Source organism: Pseudonocardia sp. MH-G8 (assembly GCF_002262885.1).
Lineage (GTDB): Bacteria > Actinomycetota > Actinomycetes > Mycobacteriales > Pseudonocardiaceae > Pseudonocardia.
This window is the reverse complement of record NZ_NKYF01000004.1, coordinates 403244-417346: the sequence shown is the minus strand read 5'-3', so window position 1 is coordinate 417346 and position 14103 is coordinate 403244. Positions and strand designations below refer to the sequence as shown.

The window sequence follows — 14103 nt, the reverse complement described above, 5'->3', positions numbered from 1 at the left end:
TCACGGCCTGGGGTGGCGCAGGTGCCGCCTGGCCTCGAGCTCTGCCTCGTCGACCAGGGTGAGCATGGGCTCGCCGGGTGCGTGGATCATCACGACCACGAAGCGGCTCCAGCCCTCGGCGGCGGCGTTGCCCGCCTGGTAGTGGATGACGTCGCCGCCGGGCTCCCAGAACGCCTCCCCGGCGCGGATGACCCGCTCCGGCTCGCCCTCCAGCTCGAAGAGGATCTCCCCCTCCGTGACATAGCCGTACACGGGGCCGGAGTGGCGATGCGGTGGGGTGCCCGGGGAGCCGGGCGGGAGCTCGACCGTGGCCGTCATGACCTCGGCGCGGTCGGGGACCTGTGGCAGGGGTGCGTGGGCGAGCGCGGTGAGGACCGTGTCGGAGGAGGACTGCACGGACCGAGGCTAGGCCCGGACCGGTCCATAGGACTGGGCCACTAGTGGCCCGATCTGCTGTACCGGTTACGGCGTGGTCGCGGGAAGCCCCTCAGTGATCACGACCGACGCGGTGCTGCACCCCTTCCGGATCTCGACCAGCCGCTGGTACTCCGGTGACCGGTAGAAGGCGAGGGCGGCGTCGTAGCTGGGGAACTCGACGATCACGACCCGCGGCAGCCACTCACCCTCGACCGCCGTGGCCGTGCCGCCGCGGGCGAGGAAGCGCCCGCCGTGCTCGGCGATGACCTGCGGGGTTCCCGCCTTGTACTCCTCGTAGGCGTCGGGGTCGGTGACCTCGCCGTTCAGGATGATGTATCCGGGCACTGCGCTCCTCCTCGATCAGGCCAGCGCGGGGATGACCGAGGCGCCGTACGCCTCGATCGTCGACTCGCGGGCGTCGTGCATCGCGTAGATCGCGAACTGGTCCACACCCAACTCGTGCAGCTCCGCGAGCCGCTCCCGCTGGGCCGCGGGCGGGCCGAGCAGGCAGAAGCGGTCGACGACCTCGTCGGGCACGAAGTCGGTGGACCGGTTCCCCGCCCGGCCGTGGTGGCGGTAGTCGTACCCCTCGCGGCCCGCGATGTAGGCGGTGAGCGCCGCCGGCACGGCCGTGGACCCCTCGCCGTAGCGCGTGACGAGATCGGCCACGTGGTTGCCCACCATCCCGCCGAACCAGCGGCACTGGTCGCGGGCGTGGGCGAGGTCCTCGCCGACGTACGCGGGTGCGGCCACGCACATCGTGATCGACGCCGGATCACGGCCCGCGGCCTCCGCGGCGGCCCGCACCGTCTTGATCGTCCATTCGACGAGGTAGGGGTCGGCGAGCTGCAGGATGAACCCGTCGGCCGCGCGCCCGACGAGGTCGAGCGCCTTCGGGCCGTACCCGGCCATCCACACCGGCAGCTGCGCGCCCTCGGCGATCCAGGGGATCTGCACGGTCGTGCCGTGCATGTCCACGGCCCGGCCCTCGGCGAGCTCGCGGATCACGTGGATCGACTCCTCGAGCCGGGCCAACGTGGTGGGCGGGCGGCCCTGCACGCGCACGGCGGAGTCGCCGCGGCCGATGCCGCAGACCGTCCGGTTGCCGAACTGCTCGCCCAGCGTGGCGTGCATCGAGGCGAGCACGGTCCAGTCGCGGGTGGCCGGGTTGGTGACCATCGGCCCGACCACCAGCCGGGACGTCCGCTCCAGGATCCGCGGGTAGAGGACGTAGGGCTCCTGCCACAGGACGTGCGAGTCGAAGGTCCACCCGTGGCTGAACCCCAGCGACTCACCCCGCACCATGAGATCGACGACGCCCTGAGCAGGCGGATCGGCCTGAAGAACGAGCCCCACATCCATCACGTGCCCCCACCCCGACCGCACCTTGGATCCTCACTGCTGTTTTTCGGCCGGCAGAACAGCACTATGGCTCCAAGGTGCGGGGTGTTGACCGTCATTTGAGGTATTGGCACGTGCTGCGCTGTTGGAAGCGGCCGTGGCCTGCGCTTCCGTGGTACTCGCCCTTCTCCACGATCACTTTTCCGCGTGACAGCACTGTCTCCGCGCGGCCGGTGATCGCCCTGCCCTCGTAGGGGGAGTAGTCGACGTTCATGTGGTGCGTCTGCGCCGACAGCACCTGCTGGGCTGCCGGGTCGTAGACGACCACGTCGGCGTCGGCGCCGGGGGCGATGGTGCCCTTGCGCGGGTAGAGGCCGAACATCCGGGCCGGCGTGGCGCAGGCGATCTCGATCCAGCGCCGTCGCCCGATGTGCCCGTCGAGCACGGCCTGGTGCAGCAGGTCCATCCGCGTCTCGACGCCGGGCAGCCCGTTGGGAATCTTGGAGAAGTCGCCCAGCCCCAGTTCCTTCTGGTCCTTGAAGCAGAACGGGCAGTGGTCGGTGGACACCACCGACAGATCGTCGGTGCGCAGCCCGCGCCACAGCGCCGCCTGGTGATCCACGGGCCGCAAGGGCGTGGAGCAGACGTACTTCGCGCCCTCGAAGTCCGGCCGGGCGAGGTCCGCCGACGAGAGGTAGAGGTACTGCGGGCACGTCTCGGCGAAGGCGTTGTAGCCCTCGTCGCGGGCGCGGGTGATCTCGGCCAGCGCCTCGATGGCCGAGAGGTGCACGATGTAGATCGGCGCGCCCGCCACCTGCGCGAGCTTGATGGCCCGGTGCGTGGCCTCGGCCTCCAGCAGGGCGTGGCGCACCACGCCGTGGTAGCGGGGGTCGCTCTGGCCGCGGGCCAGCGCCTGCTCCACGAGCACGTCGATCGCGATGCCGTTCTCGGCGTGCATCATGACCAGCCCGCCGGTCTCGGCGCCCTTCTGCAGCGCCCGCAGGATCCGCCCGTCGTCGCTGTAGAGGTTGCCCGGGTAGGCCATGAACAGCTTGAAGCTGGTGATGCCCTCGCCGACCAGCGCCTCCATCTCCTTCAGCGAGGAGTCGGTGACGTCGGACATGATCATGTGGAAGGCGTAGTCGACGGCGCAGTTGCCCTCGGCCTTGGCGTGCCACGCGTCGAGGCCCTCGCGCAGCGAGCCGCCGCGGGGCTGGATCGCGAAGTCGACGATCGTGGTGGTGCCGCCCCACGCCGCGGCCCGGGTGCCGGTCTCGAAGGTGTCGGACGCGACGGTGCCGCCGAACGGCATCTCCATGTGCGTGTGCGCGTCCACGCCGCCGGGGATGACGTAGCGGTCCGTGGCGTCGATGACGGTGTCGGCCGTCCAGCCCTGCGAGACCGCCGGGTCGACGACCGCCACGATCTTCTCGTCCTCGATCAGGACGTCGGCGCTCAGCTCGTCCGACGCGGTGACGACCAACCCGTTGCGGATCAGCGTGCGGGTCACGGCGTGACCTCCTCGATCGCGGCCACGAGGGTGGCGAGCCCCTCCTCGGCCTCCTCGGCGGTGAGCGAGAGCGGCGGGGCGATGCGCAGCGCGTTGCCGTGCAGCCCGCCCTTGCCTACGAGCAGCCCGCGGCGCTTGCAGGCCTCCAGCACGGCGTTGGCCAGCTCCGGTGCCGGCTCGCCCGGGCTGCCGGTGCCCGGGCGCACGAGCTCCACCCCGATCATCAGGCCCTTGCCGCGGACGTCGCCGACGATCGGCGAGCCGTGCGCCCGCAGACCGGCCAGGAGCGTGGGCCCGTGGCGGGCGGCGTTGCCCTGCAGATCGTGGTCGAGCAGGTGGCGCAGGTTGGCCAGGGCGCCCGCCGAGGTCAGCGGGGAGCCGCCGAACGTCGAGATCGAGTTGGCGCCGAGGCAGTCCATCACCTCGGCGCGCGCGATGACCCCGCCCATCGACAGCCCGTTGCCGACGCCCTTGGCGAACGTGACGATGTCGGGCCGCGCGCCGTGGGCCTGCCAGCCCCAGAAGTGCTCCCCGGTGCGGCCCCAGCCGGTCTGCACCTCGTCGGAGATCCACAGGATGCCGCGTTCGCGCAGGACCTCCGCGAACGCGCCCAGCAGGCCGTCCGGGCCGGAGGTGAAGCCGCCGACGCCCTGGATCGGCTCGGCGATCAGCGCGGCGACGTCGCCGCCCGCCTGGTCGAGCACCTCGTTGAGGTCGGCGACGCAGGCGGCGATGTACTCGCCGTCCGACAGGCCGGCGTAGGGCGAGCGGTACTGCTGCCCGCCGTGCACGTAGTAGACCTGGAACGGCGAGAGCGACGTGGGTGACCACGTCCGGTTGCCGGTGATCGCCACCGTGGAGAACGACCGGCCGTGGTAGCTGTTGCGCAGCGCCAGGATCTGGTTCGACCGGCGCAGCGAGCTGGCCAGCAGCAAGGCGGTGTCGTTGGCCTCGGTGCCCGACGTGGTGAGGAAGACCTTGGCGTCGGGGAGGTCGGACACCGCCGCGATCTGCTCGGCCAGCTCCACCATCGGCCGGTTCAGGTACAGCGTGGAGCTGTGGATGATCCGCCCGGCCTGGTCGGCCACGGCCTTGGTGACCTCGGGCAACGCGTGCGCGGTCATCGTGGTGAGGATGCCGCCGAAGAAGTCGAGGTAGCGGGTGCCGTCGGTGTCCCAGACGTGCCGGCCCTCGCCGCGCTCGATCTCGATCGGTTCCTGGTAGTAGATCGCCAGCCAGGACGGCAGCACCGCCCGGGTGCGGGCGAGCAGGTCGTCGGCGTCGCTCATGCCTGCGCCAGCGATCCGTAGGCGTCGGGACGGCGGTCGCGGTAGAACGCCCAGGTCTGGCGCACCTCGTCGATCAGGTCGAGGTCCAGGTCGCGGACGAGCAGCTCCTCGTCGGAGCCGCTCGCGACCTCGCCGACGAACTGTCCCCGCGGGTCGACGAAGTAGCTCGTGCCGTAGAAGTCGTTGTCGCCGTACTCCTCCACGCCGACGCGGTTGATCGCCGCCACGAAGTACTCGTTGGCCACGGCCGCGGCCGGCTGCTCGAGCTTCCACAGGTAGGACGACAGGCTGCGGCTCGTGGCGCTGGGGTTGAACACGATCTGCGCGCCCGCGAGGCCGAGCGCCCGCCAGCCCTCCGGGAAGTGCCGGTCGTAGCAGATGTACACGCCGACCTTGCCGACCGCGGTGTCGAAGACCGGCCAGCCGAGGTTGCCCGGCTTGAAGTAGTACTTCTCCCAGAAGCCCTTGACCTGCGGGATGTGGTGCTTGCGGTACTTGCCCAGGAAGCTGCCGTCGGCGTCGATCACGGCGGCGGTGTTGTAGTAGTTCCCGGCGCTCTCGACCTCGAAGACCGGCACGACCAGCACCATCCCGGTCTCCTTGGCCAGCGCCTGCATGCGCTGCACCGTCGGGCCGTCCGGCACCGGTTCCGCCCACCGGTAGTGCTCCGACTCCTGCACCTGGCAGAAGTACGGGGCGTTGAAGACCTCCTGGAAGCCCATCACCTTCGCCCCCTGCTCGGCGGCCGAGCGCGCGTAGGACTCGTGCACCTCGATCATGGACGCGGTGTCGCCCGTCCACTTGGCCTGCAGCAACGCCGCCCGCACCACGCGGGACCCATCCGACATCTGAAGAACCTCCGCCGTGCTCGCCCGAGAGGGGAAGTGGTCACCTTCGAACGCGGAGAGGCCCCAGTGCAAGACCCAATCGCATTGACATCCCGCGGACATCCCGGGGACCTCGCGCGGACCTCCCGCGCGGCGTCAGCGCGCGTACACCTCGCTCAGAACGGCGTAGTCCGGTTCGGCGGGTGTCTCGCCGTCCAGGTGGGCGGCCAGCGCGTCGAGCATCGCGTGCCAGCCCGTGGCGTAGTCGGCGGCGGGCTCGGGACGCAGCGGTCGGTGCAGCAGCACCAGCACCGAGCCGTCGCCGTCCGCGCTGATCTCCCAGCGGACGGTGGACGCCGGCTCGTCGGGCCACAGCCAGGTGTGCTCCAGCGCGCGGGGCGGGTCGACGAGCAGCACCTCGCCCTCGGCGCGTCCCTCGGCGTCGAAGTCGAACACGACCGGCCCGCCGACCCGGGCGTGGATCCGCACGCCGGGGACCCAGGAGTCCTGCTGGTCGACGTCGACCAGCGCTTCCCACACCCGCTCCGGCGGGTGCGGGACGCGGCGCTCGAACCGGATCTGCCACTGCCCGTCCTCGCCGACGCCCAGCGTGCCGCGCCGGTCGTCGCGGGAAGGGGCGGTGTCGGGGTGCTCGGTCATTCCTCGTTCCACCTCTCGTCCAGGTGCTTCTCGAAGGCGTCCAGCCGGGTCGCCCAGTTGCTGCGCGTGCGCTCGATCCACGCCCCCGCATCGGCGAGCGGGGCCGCGTCGAGCCGGTAGAGGCGCCGCTGCGCGTCACCCCGCCACGCGACGAGCCCGGCGTCGCGCAGCACCCGCAGGTGCCGCGAGACGGCGGGCCGGGACGTCGCGAACTCGGCGGCCAGCTCGCCCGCGGTGCGCTCGCCGGAAGCGACGAGCTCGAGGATGCGCCGGCGCGTGGGATCGGCGAGGGCCTCGAAGACGGCGTCGTCGGACACCCGTCTTTTGTAACCGAGCTGCTACGTAACCGTCAAGTGACAGAAGGGGTGGGGTCGCGGAGTGCCTGTGGCGGGAGCCGGCGCTCCAGCACCAGCACCCCGACGACGCTCACGGCGTTGAGCAGGCCCAGCGCGATCCACGGCAGGGGCGGACCCAGCTCGAACAAGGTGGCGAAGAACGCGGGGCGATGATCGAGGACACGGCGAACGAGTACTGGAACGTGGCGAGGTAGCGACCCCGCGCGGCGGGCGGCGCCACCGCGGCGGCCAAACCCATCGAGACCGGTGCGTGCACCAGTTCGGCCGCCGTGAACAGCAACGTGCCACCGATGAGCACCGGCAGGACCCAGCCGGCCTGCCCCGGCCCGAGGACCGCGAGCGAGGCGCACCACCCCGTCCACAGCAGCGCGGCGACGACGATGCTGCGGGTGCGGCGGAAGCCGTCGAGCCTGCGCACGACGGGCGCGGACAGCAGCGTGATCAGCACCGCGTTGCCCGCGAGGACCACCGAGGTCAGCCACGCCGGCTGCGCCAGCCAGGTGAGCACCACCGTCGGGAGCGCGACACCGAGCATCATGCTGCTCAGGGCGTACACCGAGTTGAGGGCGACCAGGCCGAGGAAGGGGCGGTCGCGCAGCAGGGTGGCGTAGCCGGAGCGCGCCAGTGGTTCGTGCGCGTGGCCGGGCCCGGTCCGGACGAACGCCGTGATGAGGACCGCGGCCAGCGCGAAGCAGCCGGCCGCCACGTAGGCGACCGCGCGGTAGGTGGCCTCCCGGCCGTCGGCCACGACGATCCCGGTGACGAGCCCGCCGGCCGCGAGCCCGGCCGTCCGCGCGCCGTTGGCCAGTGCGTACCAGGTGTCGCGGCTCAGCGTGGACGTGCCGCCGTCGACGTGGTCGGCGATGGCGGTGAACACCGCCGACCAGAAGAACCGCACCCCGATCGCGACGAGCGCGGCGGAGACGAGGATGCCCACCGGCCCCGCCACCCACGCGTACGCCAGGAACCCGACGGCCTGCAGCAGTTGCGCGCCGACCACCAGCGGCAGCGCGCCGAACCGGTCGGCGAGCGTGCCGGCCCACACGGGGATCGGAAGGGTGATCGCGTTGGCGATGCTGAGCAGAATCCCGATCAGGGCGAGCGGCACGTCCGTGAGCTGCACGAAGTAGACCAGCGAGAGGGGGAGGAACAGCCCGTTGCCGAGCGAGTCGACGGCCAGTGCCCCGATCAGGATGCCGCCGCCGCGGCTGCCATGATCGCTGATCATGCGCCGCGTCGCGCGCCCCCCGTGCACCACGACGGACGAGCGTAGGGCGGCCGCACTCGGCCGGAAACCGAGTAACGGGCCGCATGCGCCGGGTAGCCACAACGCGGTTAGATTTGTACGGGTAGTAACGGGTACGGGGATCAGGGGAGTTACGGGGACATGGCGAGCATCGAAGAGGTTCGAGCCGGCATCGCGCTGGCCAACGACAAGGCCTCGGAGAGTCTCGGAGCGCTGCAGCAGGCCCACTCCTCGCTCGAACAGGCGCAGGGCGCGCTACTGCGCGTCACCGAGGGCAGCGCACAGTCCGACGTCTCGGAGGCGAACGGGCTGCTCGCCCAGGCCGTCAGCAGCATCGGTGAGGTGCAGCAGGCCGTGCAGGCGGCGATCCAGGCGTCCGAGGGCGTCGCGAACCGGCTGTGAGCTCGCCCGGCGAGGAGATCACATGAGTGGACTCGGTGAGATCCGGGTGGTGCTGGCGGGGGTGGCCGAGCAGCTCGGCAGCGCCTACCAGCACGCAGGGGTCGCGCGTGACCGGATCGCCGACGCCGTCGCCGTGCTCGACGGGCTGGACCCGCAGCACTCCGAGCCGTTGGTGCCCGTCGAGCTGCAGCGGGCGGCCGAGGAGCTGGATCGCGGGCTCGGGTTCATCAGCGGTGGCGTGGCCGCCGTCGCCGACATCGACGCGCGGCTGTAGGCCCGGCCGTGGCACGCGGGCCGAGCAAGCGCCAGCAGCGCATCACGGCGGCGTTCGACGCGCTGTGCGCCGCGATGGCGCGCGCGCTCGGCGCGGCCGAGGGCGCCCGCGAGGCCACCGTGCGCGCCCACGCCGAGGCGATGGCCGAGATGTGGCTGCGCACCGAGGGGCTGGACGGCGCGCAGGCCGACCCGGAGCTGCGCGGGCTGCTCACCAACCCCCGCCTCGCCGGCCCGCTGGAGCGGGTGCGGTCCGACCGGACCGCGGCGTTCGGGGAGTGGTTGGACGGGGGTCCGCAGCGGCTCGCGCGCATCCTCGCCGAGGCCGCTCCGGACGCCGCCGGCCGCGAACCGGACCAGTGGCTCGGTCAGGTCGGCAAGACCGACGGCGCCGGGCCGGTGCCCGCGCTGTGGTCGATCGGCACCGGGCGGATCGGCGGCGCCGAGCCGGGCCTGCCGGTCGCCGTACCGCTGCTGGACGAGTCCCACCTGCAGATCACCTCCACCCACGACAGCCGGGCGCGCGCCGAGGCGCTGGTGGAGAACCTGCTGCTGCGCGTGATGAGCAGCTTCCGGCCCGGCATGGTGCACCTGCACGTGTGGGACGTCGGCCAGTTCACCGGATCGCTGCCCGGGCTCTATCCGCTGACCCGCACCGGGCTGCTCACCGTCCACGACCCGAGCATGCTCGCCCAGCTGCTCGAAGAGCTGTCCGACCGGATCCGACGCGTTCACACCCGCGTGCTCGTGGACGGGCACCCGTCGCTGCGGGCGATGGCCGAGACCACCGGCGGGCGCACCGAGCCGTGGGTCGTCGCGGTGCTCGTGGGAAACCGGGCGGCGCTCTCCGCCGACGACCACCGCCAGCTGCAGCGGGTGGCCCGCGGCGGGCTCGCGTGCGGGGTGCAGCTGGTGCTGCTGGACGTCCCGATGACGGTGAACGCGCCCATCGAGACCGTCCGGTTCGACGACAGCGGCGCCGCGAGCACGTCGATGACCGGTCCGCACGTCACGGTGGAGCCGGACCCGCCGCTGCCGACCGCGGAGGTCACGCGCGCCTGCCACACGATCGCCGACGAGCACGAGCGCTGGCGCAGCCGGATCGGCACGTTCGCCGACCTGCTCCCGCCTTCGGCGCAATGGGGCACCACGCGGTCGGTCAGCGGGTTGCACGCCCCGGTGGGGTTCGCCGACGGGCTGCCGGTGCAGATGGCGTTGTCCGACGCCGCCCCGCACGCGCTGATCGGTGGCCCGAGCGGCTCGGGCAAGACGAACCTGCTGCTCACGATGATCAGCTCGATGGCAGCGCGCTACGGCCCGGACGAGCTCGAGTTCTACCTGCTCGACTTCAAGGAGGGCGTCTCCTTCGCGCAGTTCGCCCCCGGGCGGCGGGACCGCACGTGGCTGCCGCACGCGCGCCTGGTCGGGGTCAACATCAACACTGACCGGGAGTTCGGGCTGGCCCTGTTGCAGTTCCTCTCCGACGAGATGCGCCGCCGCGCGGAGGCCGCCAAGACGCACGAGGTCACCAAGCTCGAGGAGCTGCGCGACGCCGACCCGGACGCGCGTTGGCCGCGGATCGTCGCGGTCATCGACGAGTTCCAGTACCTGTTCGCCGAGCGCGACGCCGTGACGCGCCAGGCCACGCTGCTGCTCGAGGACGTCGCCCGGCGTGGCCGCTCACAGGGCATCCACCTGGTGCTGGCCAGCCAGGACGTCTCCGGCATCGAGGCGTTCTGGGGCCGCCCGGCCATCTTCGAGCAGTTCGTGCTGCGGATCGCGCTGCCCCGCGCGCGGCGCGTGCTCGCCGAGCTGAACGACGCCACGCTCGGCCTGCCGCGCTGGCACGCGGTGCTCAACCACGAGTCGGGGCACACGCACGGCAACGAGGTGGTGCGGATCCCCGACGCCACGGGCAAGGGCTCGGTCGACGAGGTGCAGCGGGTGCTGCACGAGACCTACGCCGAGGGCAGGCGCGAGCCGCGTCTGTTCGACGGGAGCCGCTCCCCGCGGTTCGCCGACCTGCTGGCGCGCCTCCCCGAGGGTGAGCCGAGCGCGCTCGTGGGGCAGTGCATCGACGTGGCGGGCAGCGCCGCCGCGGTCGGGCTCCCGGACGCCCCCGGCCGCAACCTCGCCGTGTTCGCCTCCGCCGGCCGGGAGGCGGTGCGCGTGCTCGGCGCCGCCGCGGCGTCGCTGGCCGGCCGGCACCCGCGGGGGGAGCTGGACGTCGTGATCGCCCCGCTCGTCGCCGAGGCCGCCGAGCCGGCGCAGCGGCTGGCCGAGCAGGTCACCGCGGCGGGGCAGCGGGCGGAGACCGTCACGCTCGACGGCCTGCGGGCCCGGGTCGTGGCGCTCGCCGCGGACATCGGCGGCCGGCTCGGCGACACCACCCCCCGCCGTCACATCACCGTCGTGCTCTACGCCGCGGACGCCGCCGACACCGTCCTGGAGCGGGAGGGCACGGAGGCGCTGCGCAAGCTCCTGCGCTTCGGACCGGAGACCGGTGTGCACGTCCTGGGCTGGTGGCGCAGCCCGGCGCGGCTCAAGGCGCTGCTCACGATGGGCGCCTCGTCCGACGACGTGGGCGCGTGGGTCGCGCTCGACGTCCAGGGGTCGGAGCTGCAGCCCCTCGTGCCCGGGATGATGATCCCCTGGTCACCGCGCCCGGGCCGCGGCCTGCTGTTCGACCGGGCCCAGCACGCGCAGCCGGAGGTCGTCATCGTGCCGTCGCTGGAGGGGTCGTGAGCGATCGGCTGCGGAAGGGCCCCGTGAGCGCGGCCCGGGAGTACAAGGAGGTCGTCGCCGGCATCACGGCGGCGGCCGAAGGGCTGCGGGAGCGCGACCGGGAGCGGGCCGCGGCGCTCGTGCGCGAGCTCGTGGGGCTCGCGGATGCCATGCACGGTGCGGGCGAGCGGGCGGCGCTGACCCGGCTGGGCGTGGAGCTGCACTGGGAGGCGGCGCTCGAGGCGCTGTGGGTGGAGTCGTGGATGAAGCTGCGTCCCCGGCCCGGCCCCGACCTGCGCGCCGACCCCGCCGACCTCGACGACCTCGACGCCGAGGTCGAGGCGCGGGCCGCGGAGCTGCAGGAGGCCGTGCGCCGCCGCTGGCGGATCGCGCGCCGCTGACCCCCACTCACGACCGCCCTGGGAAGGTGGCGGTGTGGCTGATCTCGACGAGCGGTGGAACCACAACATCCACTACCACCCCGTGGTGCTCGGGGCGGTCCCGCCCGGCTGCCACACGGCGCTCGACGTCGGGTGCGGCGAGGGGATGCTCACCCGCGAGCTGCGGGCGGTGGTCCCGTCCGTCACCGGCATCGACCTCGACGCGCCGAGCCTGGAGCTCGCCCGCGCGCAGGACGACGGCGTCGAGTACGTGCGGGGCGACGTCCTCACCCATCCCTTCGCGCCCGCGTCCTTCGACCTGGTGGCCTCGATCGCCGTGCTGCACCACATGGACACCGCCACCGCACTGCGCCGGATGCGCGAGCTCCTCCGCCCCGGAGGGGTCCTCGCCGTGGTCGGGCTGCCCCGCCACCGCCTCCCATACGACCTGCCCTACGTGCTCGCCGGGGCGGTCGCGCACCGCTGGCACCGGCGTCGCCGTAGCTACTGGGAGCATTCCGCACCGACCGTGTGGCCGCCTCCGGACACCGTCGCCGACGTCCGGCGCACCGCGGAGCGGGAGCTGCCCGGCGCGCGGCTGCGCCGGCACGCGCTGTGGCGCTACTCGCTGGTCTGGACGAAGCCCGCAGCCTGATCAGAAGGTCGTGTGCGCCCACCAGTGGTCCACCAACGCCCGGTCCCCGGTGATCGTGAGCCGGTCGTCGTCGGGGTCGGTGCGCCGGGAGAACACGAGCAGGAGGTCCCGCACCGTCCCGGAGACCACGACGTCCGCATCCGCCGTCCGGTGCTCCCACGTGACGCCGCCGGGCGTCCGTGTGATCAACCACCCCACGGCCAGGTCGTCGGGCCGGAGCTGGAGCGTCTGGCCGTCACCGCGCAGCTCGGCCAGCGCGGGCTTCAGGTTCGCGGTGCCCGCGGCGCTGATCAGCCCGAGTCCCTCGCTGATCGTGTCCGCCGCGAGGTCCGGGGCGATCGCGAAGCCGACCCGCGCCGCCAGCGCGGCGTCGGCGTGGTGCACCGACGTGTCGGCCAGCATGCGGCGGAGCCAGAAGACGGCCGGGCGCTCGCCGAGGAACGTCCAGACGGGGGTCGCCGGGTCGCCGTCGACGACCGCGGAGACGAGCTCGTCGGCGCCGTCCCGCAGCCACACCGGCCAGCGCTGCGGGTCGCCGGGCTCGGCGGCACGAGGATCGGGCACGGGCGCGGCGGCACGGGTGCGCACGAGCTCCGCGCTCCACCGGTGGGCCTGCCCGATGTGCCCGACGAGGTCCCGCACCCGCCACTCGGGGCACGTGGGTACCGGCGCGTGCGGGTCGAGGCCCGCGACCGCGTCGGCGAAGGCCTCGGTCTCCTCCCGCAGGCCGGTGGCCAGCCGTTCGACGTCCAACTCGTGGTCCTGTAGCTGATGCATGCGTCGTACCGTAGGAACTCCACCCGACCGGAGGTTCCAGCGACTGTGACCGACAGCACGGCCACCCTCGGGATCGGCGACCTCGCGGCGCTGACCGGCGTGCGCGTGCGCACCATCCGCTTCTACTGCGACGAAGGGATCCTCGACACGCAGCGCAGCGCGGGTGGGCACCGCCGGTTCGACGCGTCGGCGGTCGACCGGCTCGACCTCGTGCGGCGCCTGCGCGGGCTCGGCCTGGGCCTGCCGGCGATCGCCGGCGTCGTCACCGGTGAGCGGTCGCTCGCCGATGCCGTGGCCGCGGAACGGGCTGCGCTCGACGTCGAGCTGGCCGCGCTCGCATGGCGGCGCGCGACGCTGCGTGCGGTCGAGGAGAGCGCGCCGGTCGAGCGGGCGGCCCGCCTCGCGCTGCTCGCGGCGGTGCAGGACCACCGCGCCGCCCACGACGCACTGGTCTCCTTCTGGCGCCGGCTGGTGGTGGCGCCGCTGCCCGGGGACCTGCTCGAGATGTTCCTCGAGGTCAGCGTGCCGGTACCGCCTGCCGACCCGACCCCGCAGCAGGTCGTGGCGTACGCCGAGATGGTCACCCTGGCCAGCGATCGGGCCCTGGCACAGCGGATGCGGGCGCGCGGGCGCGTCAACCTCGAGCGGATCTCGGACGAGTCCGAACTGCTGATCGGGATCGCCGAGGCGTGCGAGCTGGCCCGTCCGTCGCTGCTCGCCGGGAACCGGCCCGCCGCCGGCCCCGCGCTCGACCGCTTCGTGGCCGCCTACGCCGGCGTGCAAGGCGCCCGCGACACCCCCCGGTTCCGCCGCGAACTGCTCACGACCGCGAGCACCGACCGCGACCCGCGCCTGCGCCGCTACTGGAGTCTCGTGGGTGAGGTGACCGGCGAGCCGGTGACGGTCGGCACCGCCCAGGCGTGGCTGGTCGACGCCCTCGAGTGCTCCGTGGACGGGCGGCGCGCCGGCTGACGCTGTGCCGGGCGGCGGTTCGGAGCACCGACGTCCGTCGCGGGGATGTGGAGCGCGACCCGCAGTCCTCTGGCGCGCTCGGCCGCGCGCGTCTGCCAGCTTTGATCAGTGTCGGCGCGGTGCGAGTCGCACACCAGGGCGCTCGCGGCCGCACCACGTACGCCTCGCACGCCGGCTTGTCACCATGATCGCCGTCCCCGGCTCGCAACCGCTGCCCCACACCCCTGTCCCGGCCTTCGGCGTAGTCGGCCGGGCTCCCCTGCGCCTGCCCGTC

At 73.1% G+C, this 14103-nt stretch carries 16 protein-coding genes; 6 read left to right on the top strand and 10 right to left on the bottom strand.

The window, feature by feature from the left end; genetic code table 11:
- The 9 genes from CFP66_RS13875 to CFP66_RS13835 form a co-directional block, all read right to left on the bottom strand.
- Positions 1-396 carry a cupin domain-containing protein gene (locus CFP66_RS13875; protein ID WP_233159398.1) on the bottom strand — a complete coding sequence of 132 codons (396 nt, stop codon included), beginning with the start codon at positions 394-396 and terminating at the stop codon, positions 1-3.
- Positions 397-462: 66 nt separating this feature from the next.
- Positions 463-762, bottom strand: coding sequence for a DUF1330 domain-containing protein (locus CFP66_RS13870; RefSeq protein ID WP_094923721.1), 300 nt, complete (start codon positions 760-762; stop codon positions 463-465).
- A 15-nt stretch (positions 763-777) separates the two neighbouring features.
- A complete protein-coding gene (locus tag CFP66_RS13865) occupies positions 778-1779 on the bottom strand; it encodes a TIGR03842 family LLM class F420-dependent oxidoreductase (protein WP_094923718.1) in 1002 nt (333 codons plus the stop codon).
- Between the two features lie 94 nt (positions 1780-1873).
- The gene (gene hydA / locus CFP66_RS13860; protein WP_094923715.1) at positions 1874-3268 is read right to left on the bottom strand and encodes a dihydropyrimidinase; all 1395 of its coding nucleotides are present in this window, start codon (positions 3266-3268) and stop codon (positions 1874-1876) included.
- Entirely contained in the window at positions 3265-4557 is a 1293-nt protein-coding gene (locus CFP66_RS13855) for an aspartate aminotransferase family protein (protein ID WP_094923712.1), read from the bottom strand. The genes hydA and CFP66_RS13855 overlap by 4 nt, the downstream gene beginning before the upstream one ends.
- On the bottom strand, positions 4554-5405 hold the full coding sequence (locus tag CFP66_RS13850; protein ID WP_094923709.1) for a nitrilase-related carbon-nitrogen hydrolase: 852 nt from the start codon (positions 5403-5405) through the stop codon (positions 4554-4556). The genes CFP66_RS13855 and CFP66_RS13850 overlap by 4 nt, the downstream gene beginning before the upstream one ends.
- 135 nt (positions 5406-5540) lie before the next feature.
- Entirely contained in the window at positions 5541-6044 is a 504-nt protein-coding gene (locus tag CFP66_RS13845) for an SRPBCC family protein (protein ID WP_094923706.1), read from the bottom strand.
- Positions 6041-6361, bottom strand: a complete 321-nt coding sequence (locus tag CFP66_RS13840) for a helix-turn-helix transcriptional regulator (RefSeq protein ID WP_094923704.1) — start codon at positions 6359-6361, stop codon at positions 6041-6043. Before CFP66_RS13840 ends, CFP66_RS13845 begins: the two co-directional genes overlap by 4 nt.
- Positions 6362-6470: 109 nt before the next feature.
- Positions 6471-7628: an MFS transporter gene (locus tag CFP66_RS13835; protein ID WP_198961430.1), complete on the bottom strand. Its 1158-nt coding sequence runs from the start codon at positions 7626-7628 to the stop codon at positions 6471-6473.
- 159 nt (positions 7629-7787) lie between these two features.
- Here CFP66_RS13835 and CFP66_RS13830 point away from each other — a divergent pair, with 159 nt between their 5' ends.
- The 5 genes from CFP66_RS13830 to CFP66_RS13810 are packed head-to-tail and all read left to right on the top strand — an operon-like array spanning position 7788 to position 12080.
- Positions 7788-8048, top strand: coding sequence for a hypothetical protein (locus CFP66_RS13830; protein WP_094923702.1), 261 nt, complete (start codon positions 7788-7790; stop codon positions 8046-8048).
- A gap of 22 nt (positions 8049-8070) precedes the next feature.
- Positions 8071-8322, top strand: a complete 252-nt coding sequence (locus CFP66_RS13825) for a hypothetical protein (RefSeq protein ID WP_094923700.1) — start codon at positions 8071-8073, stop codon at positions 8320-8322.
- An 8-nt stretch (positions 8323-8330) separates the two neighbouring features.
- Positions 8331-11066, top strand: coding sequence for an FtsK/SpoIIIE domain-containing protein (locus tag CFP66_RS13820; RefSeq protein ID WP_094923698.1), 2736 nt, complete (start codon positions 8331-8333; stop codon positions 11064-11066).
- A complete protein-coding gene (locus tag CFP66_RS13815; protein WP_094923696.1) occupies positions 11063-11446 on the top strand; it encodes a hypothetical protein in 384 nt (127 codons plus the stop codon). The genes CFP66_RS13820 and CFP66_RS13815 overlap by 4 nt, the downstream gene beginning before the upstream one ends.
- A gap of 34 nt (positions 11447-11480) precedes the next feature.
- Positions 11481-12080, top strand: coding sequence for a bifunctional 2-polyprenyl-6-hydroxyphenol methylase/3-demethylubiquinol 3-O-methyltransferase UbiG (locus CFP66_RS13810; RefSeq protein ID WP_094923694.1), 600 nt, complete (start codon positions 11481-11483; stop codon positions 12078-12080).
- Here CFP66_RS13810 and CFP66_RS13805 read toward each other — a convergent pair whose 3' ends face one another.
- Positions 12081-12857 (bottom strand): maleylpyruvate isomerase family mycothiol-dependent enzyme, encoded by a 777-nt coding sequence (locus CFP66_RS13805; RefSeq protein ID WP_094923692.1) that lies wholly within the window; start codon positions 12855-12857, stop codon positions 12081-12083.
- Positions 12858-12902: 45 nt separating this feature from the next.
- On the opposite strand from CFP66_RS13805, the gene CFP66_RS13800 reads away from it, so the two are divergent.
- Complete coding sequence (locus tag CFP66_RS13800; protein ID WP_233159397.1) at positions 12903-13829, top strand: MerR family transcriptional regulator; 927 nt, start codon at positions 12903-12905, stop codon at positions 13827-13829.
- The last annotated feature ends 274 nt before the right edge of the window (positions 13830-14103 follow it).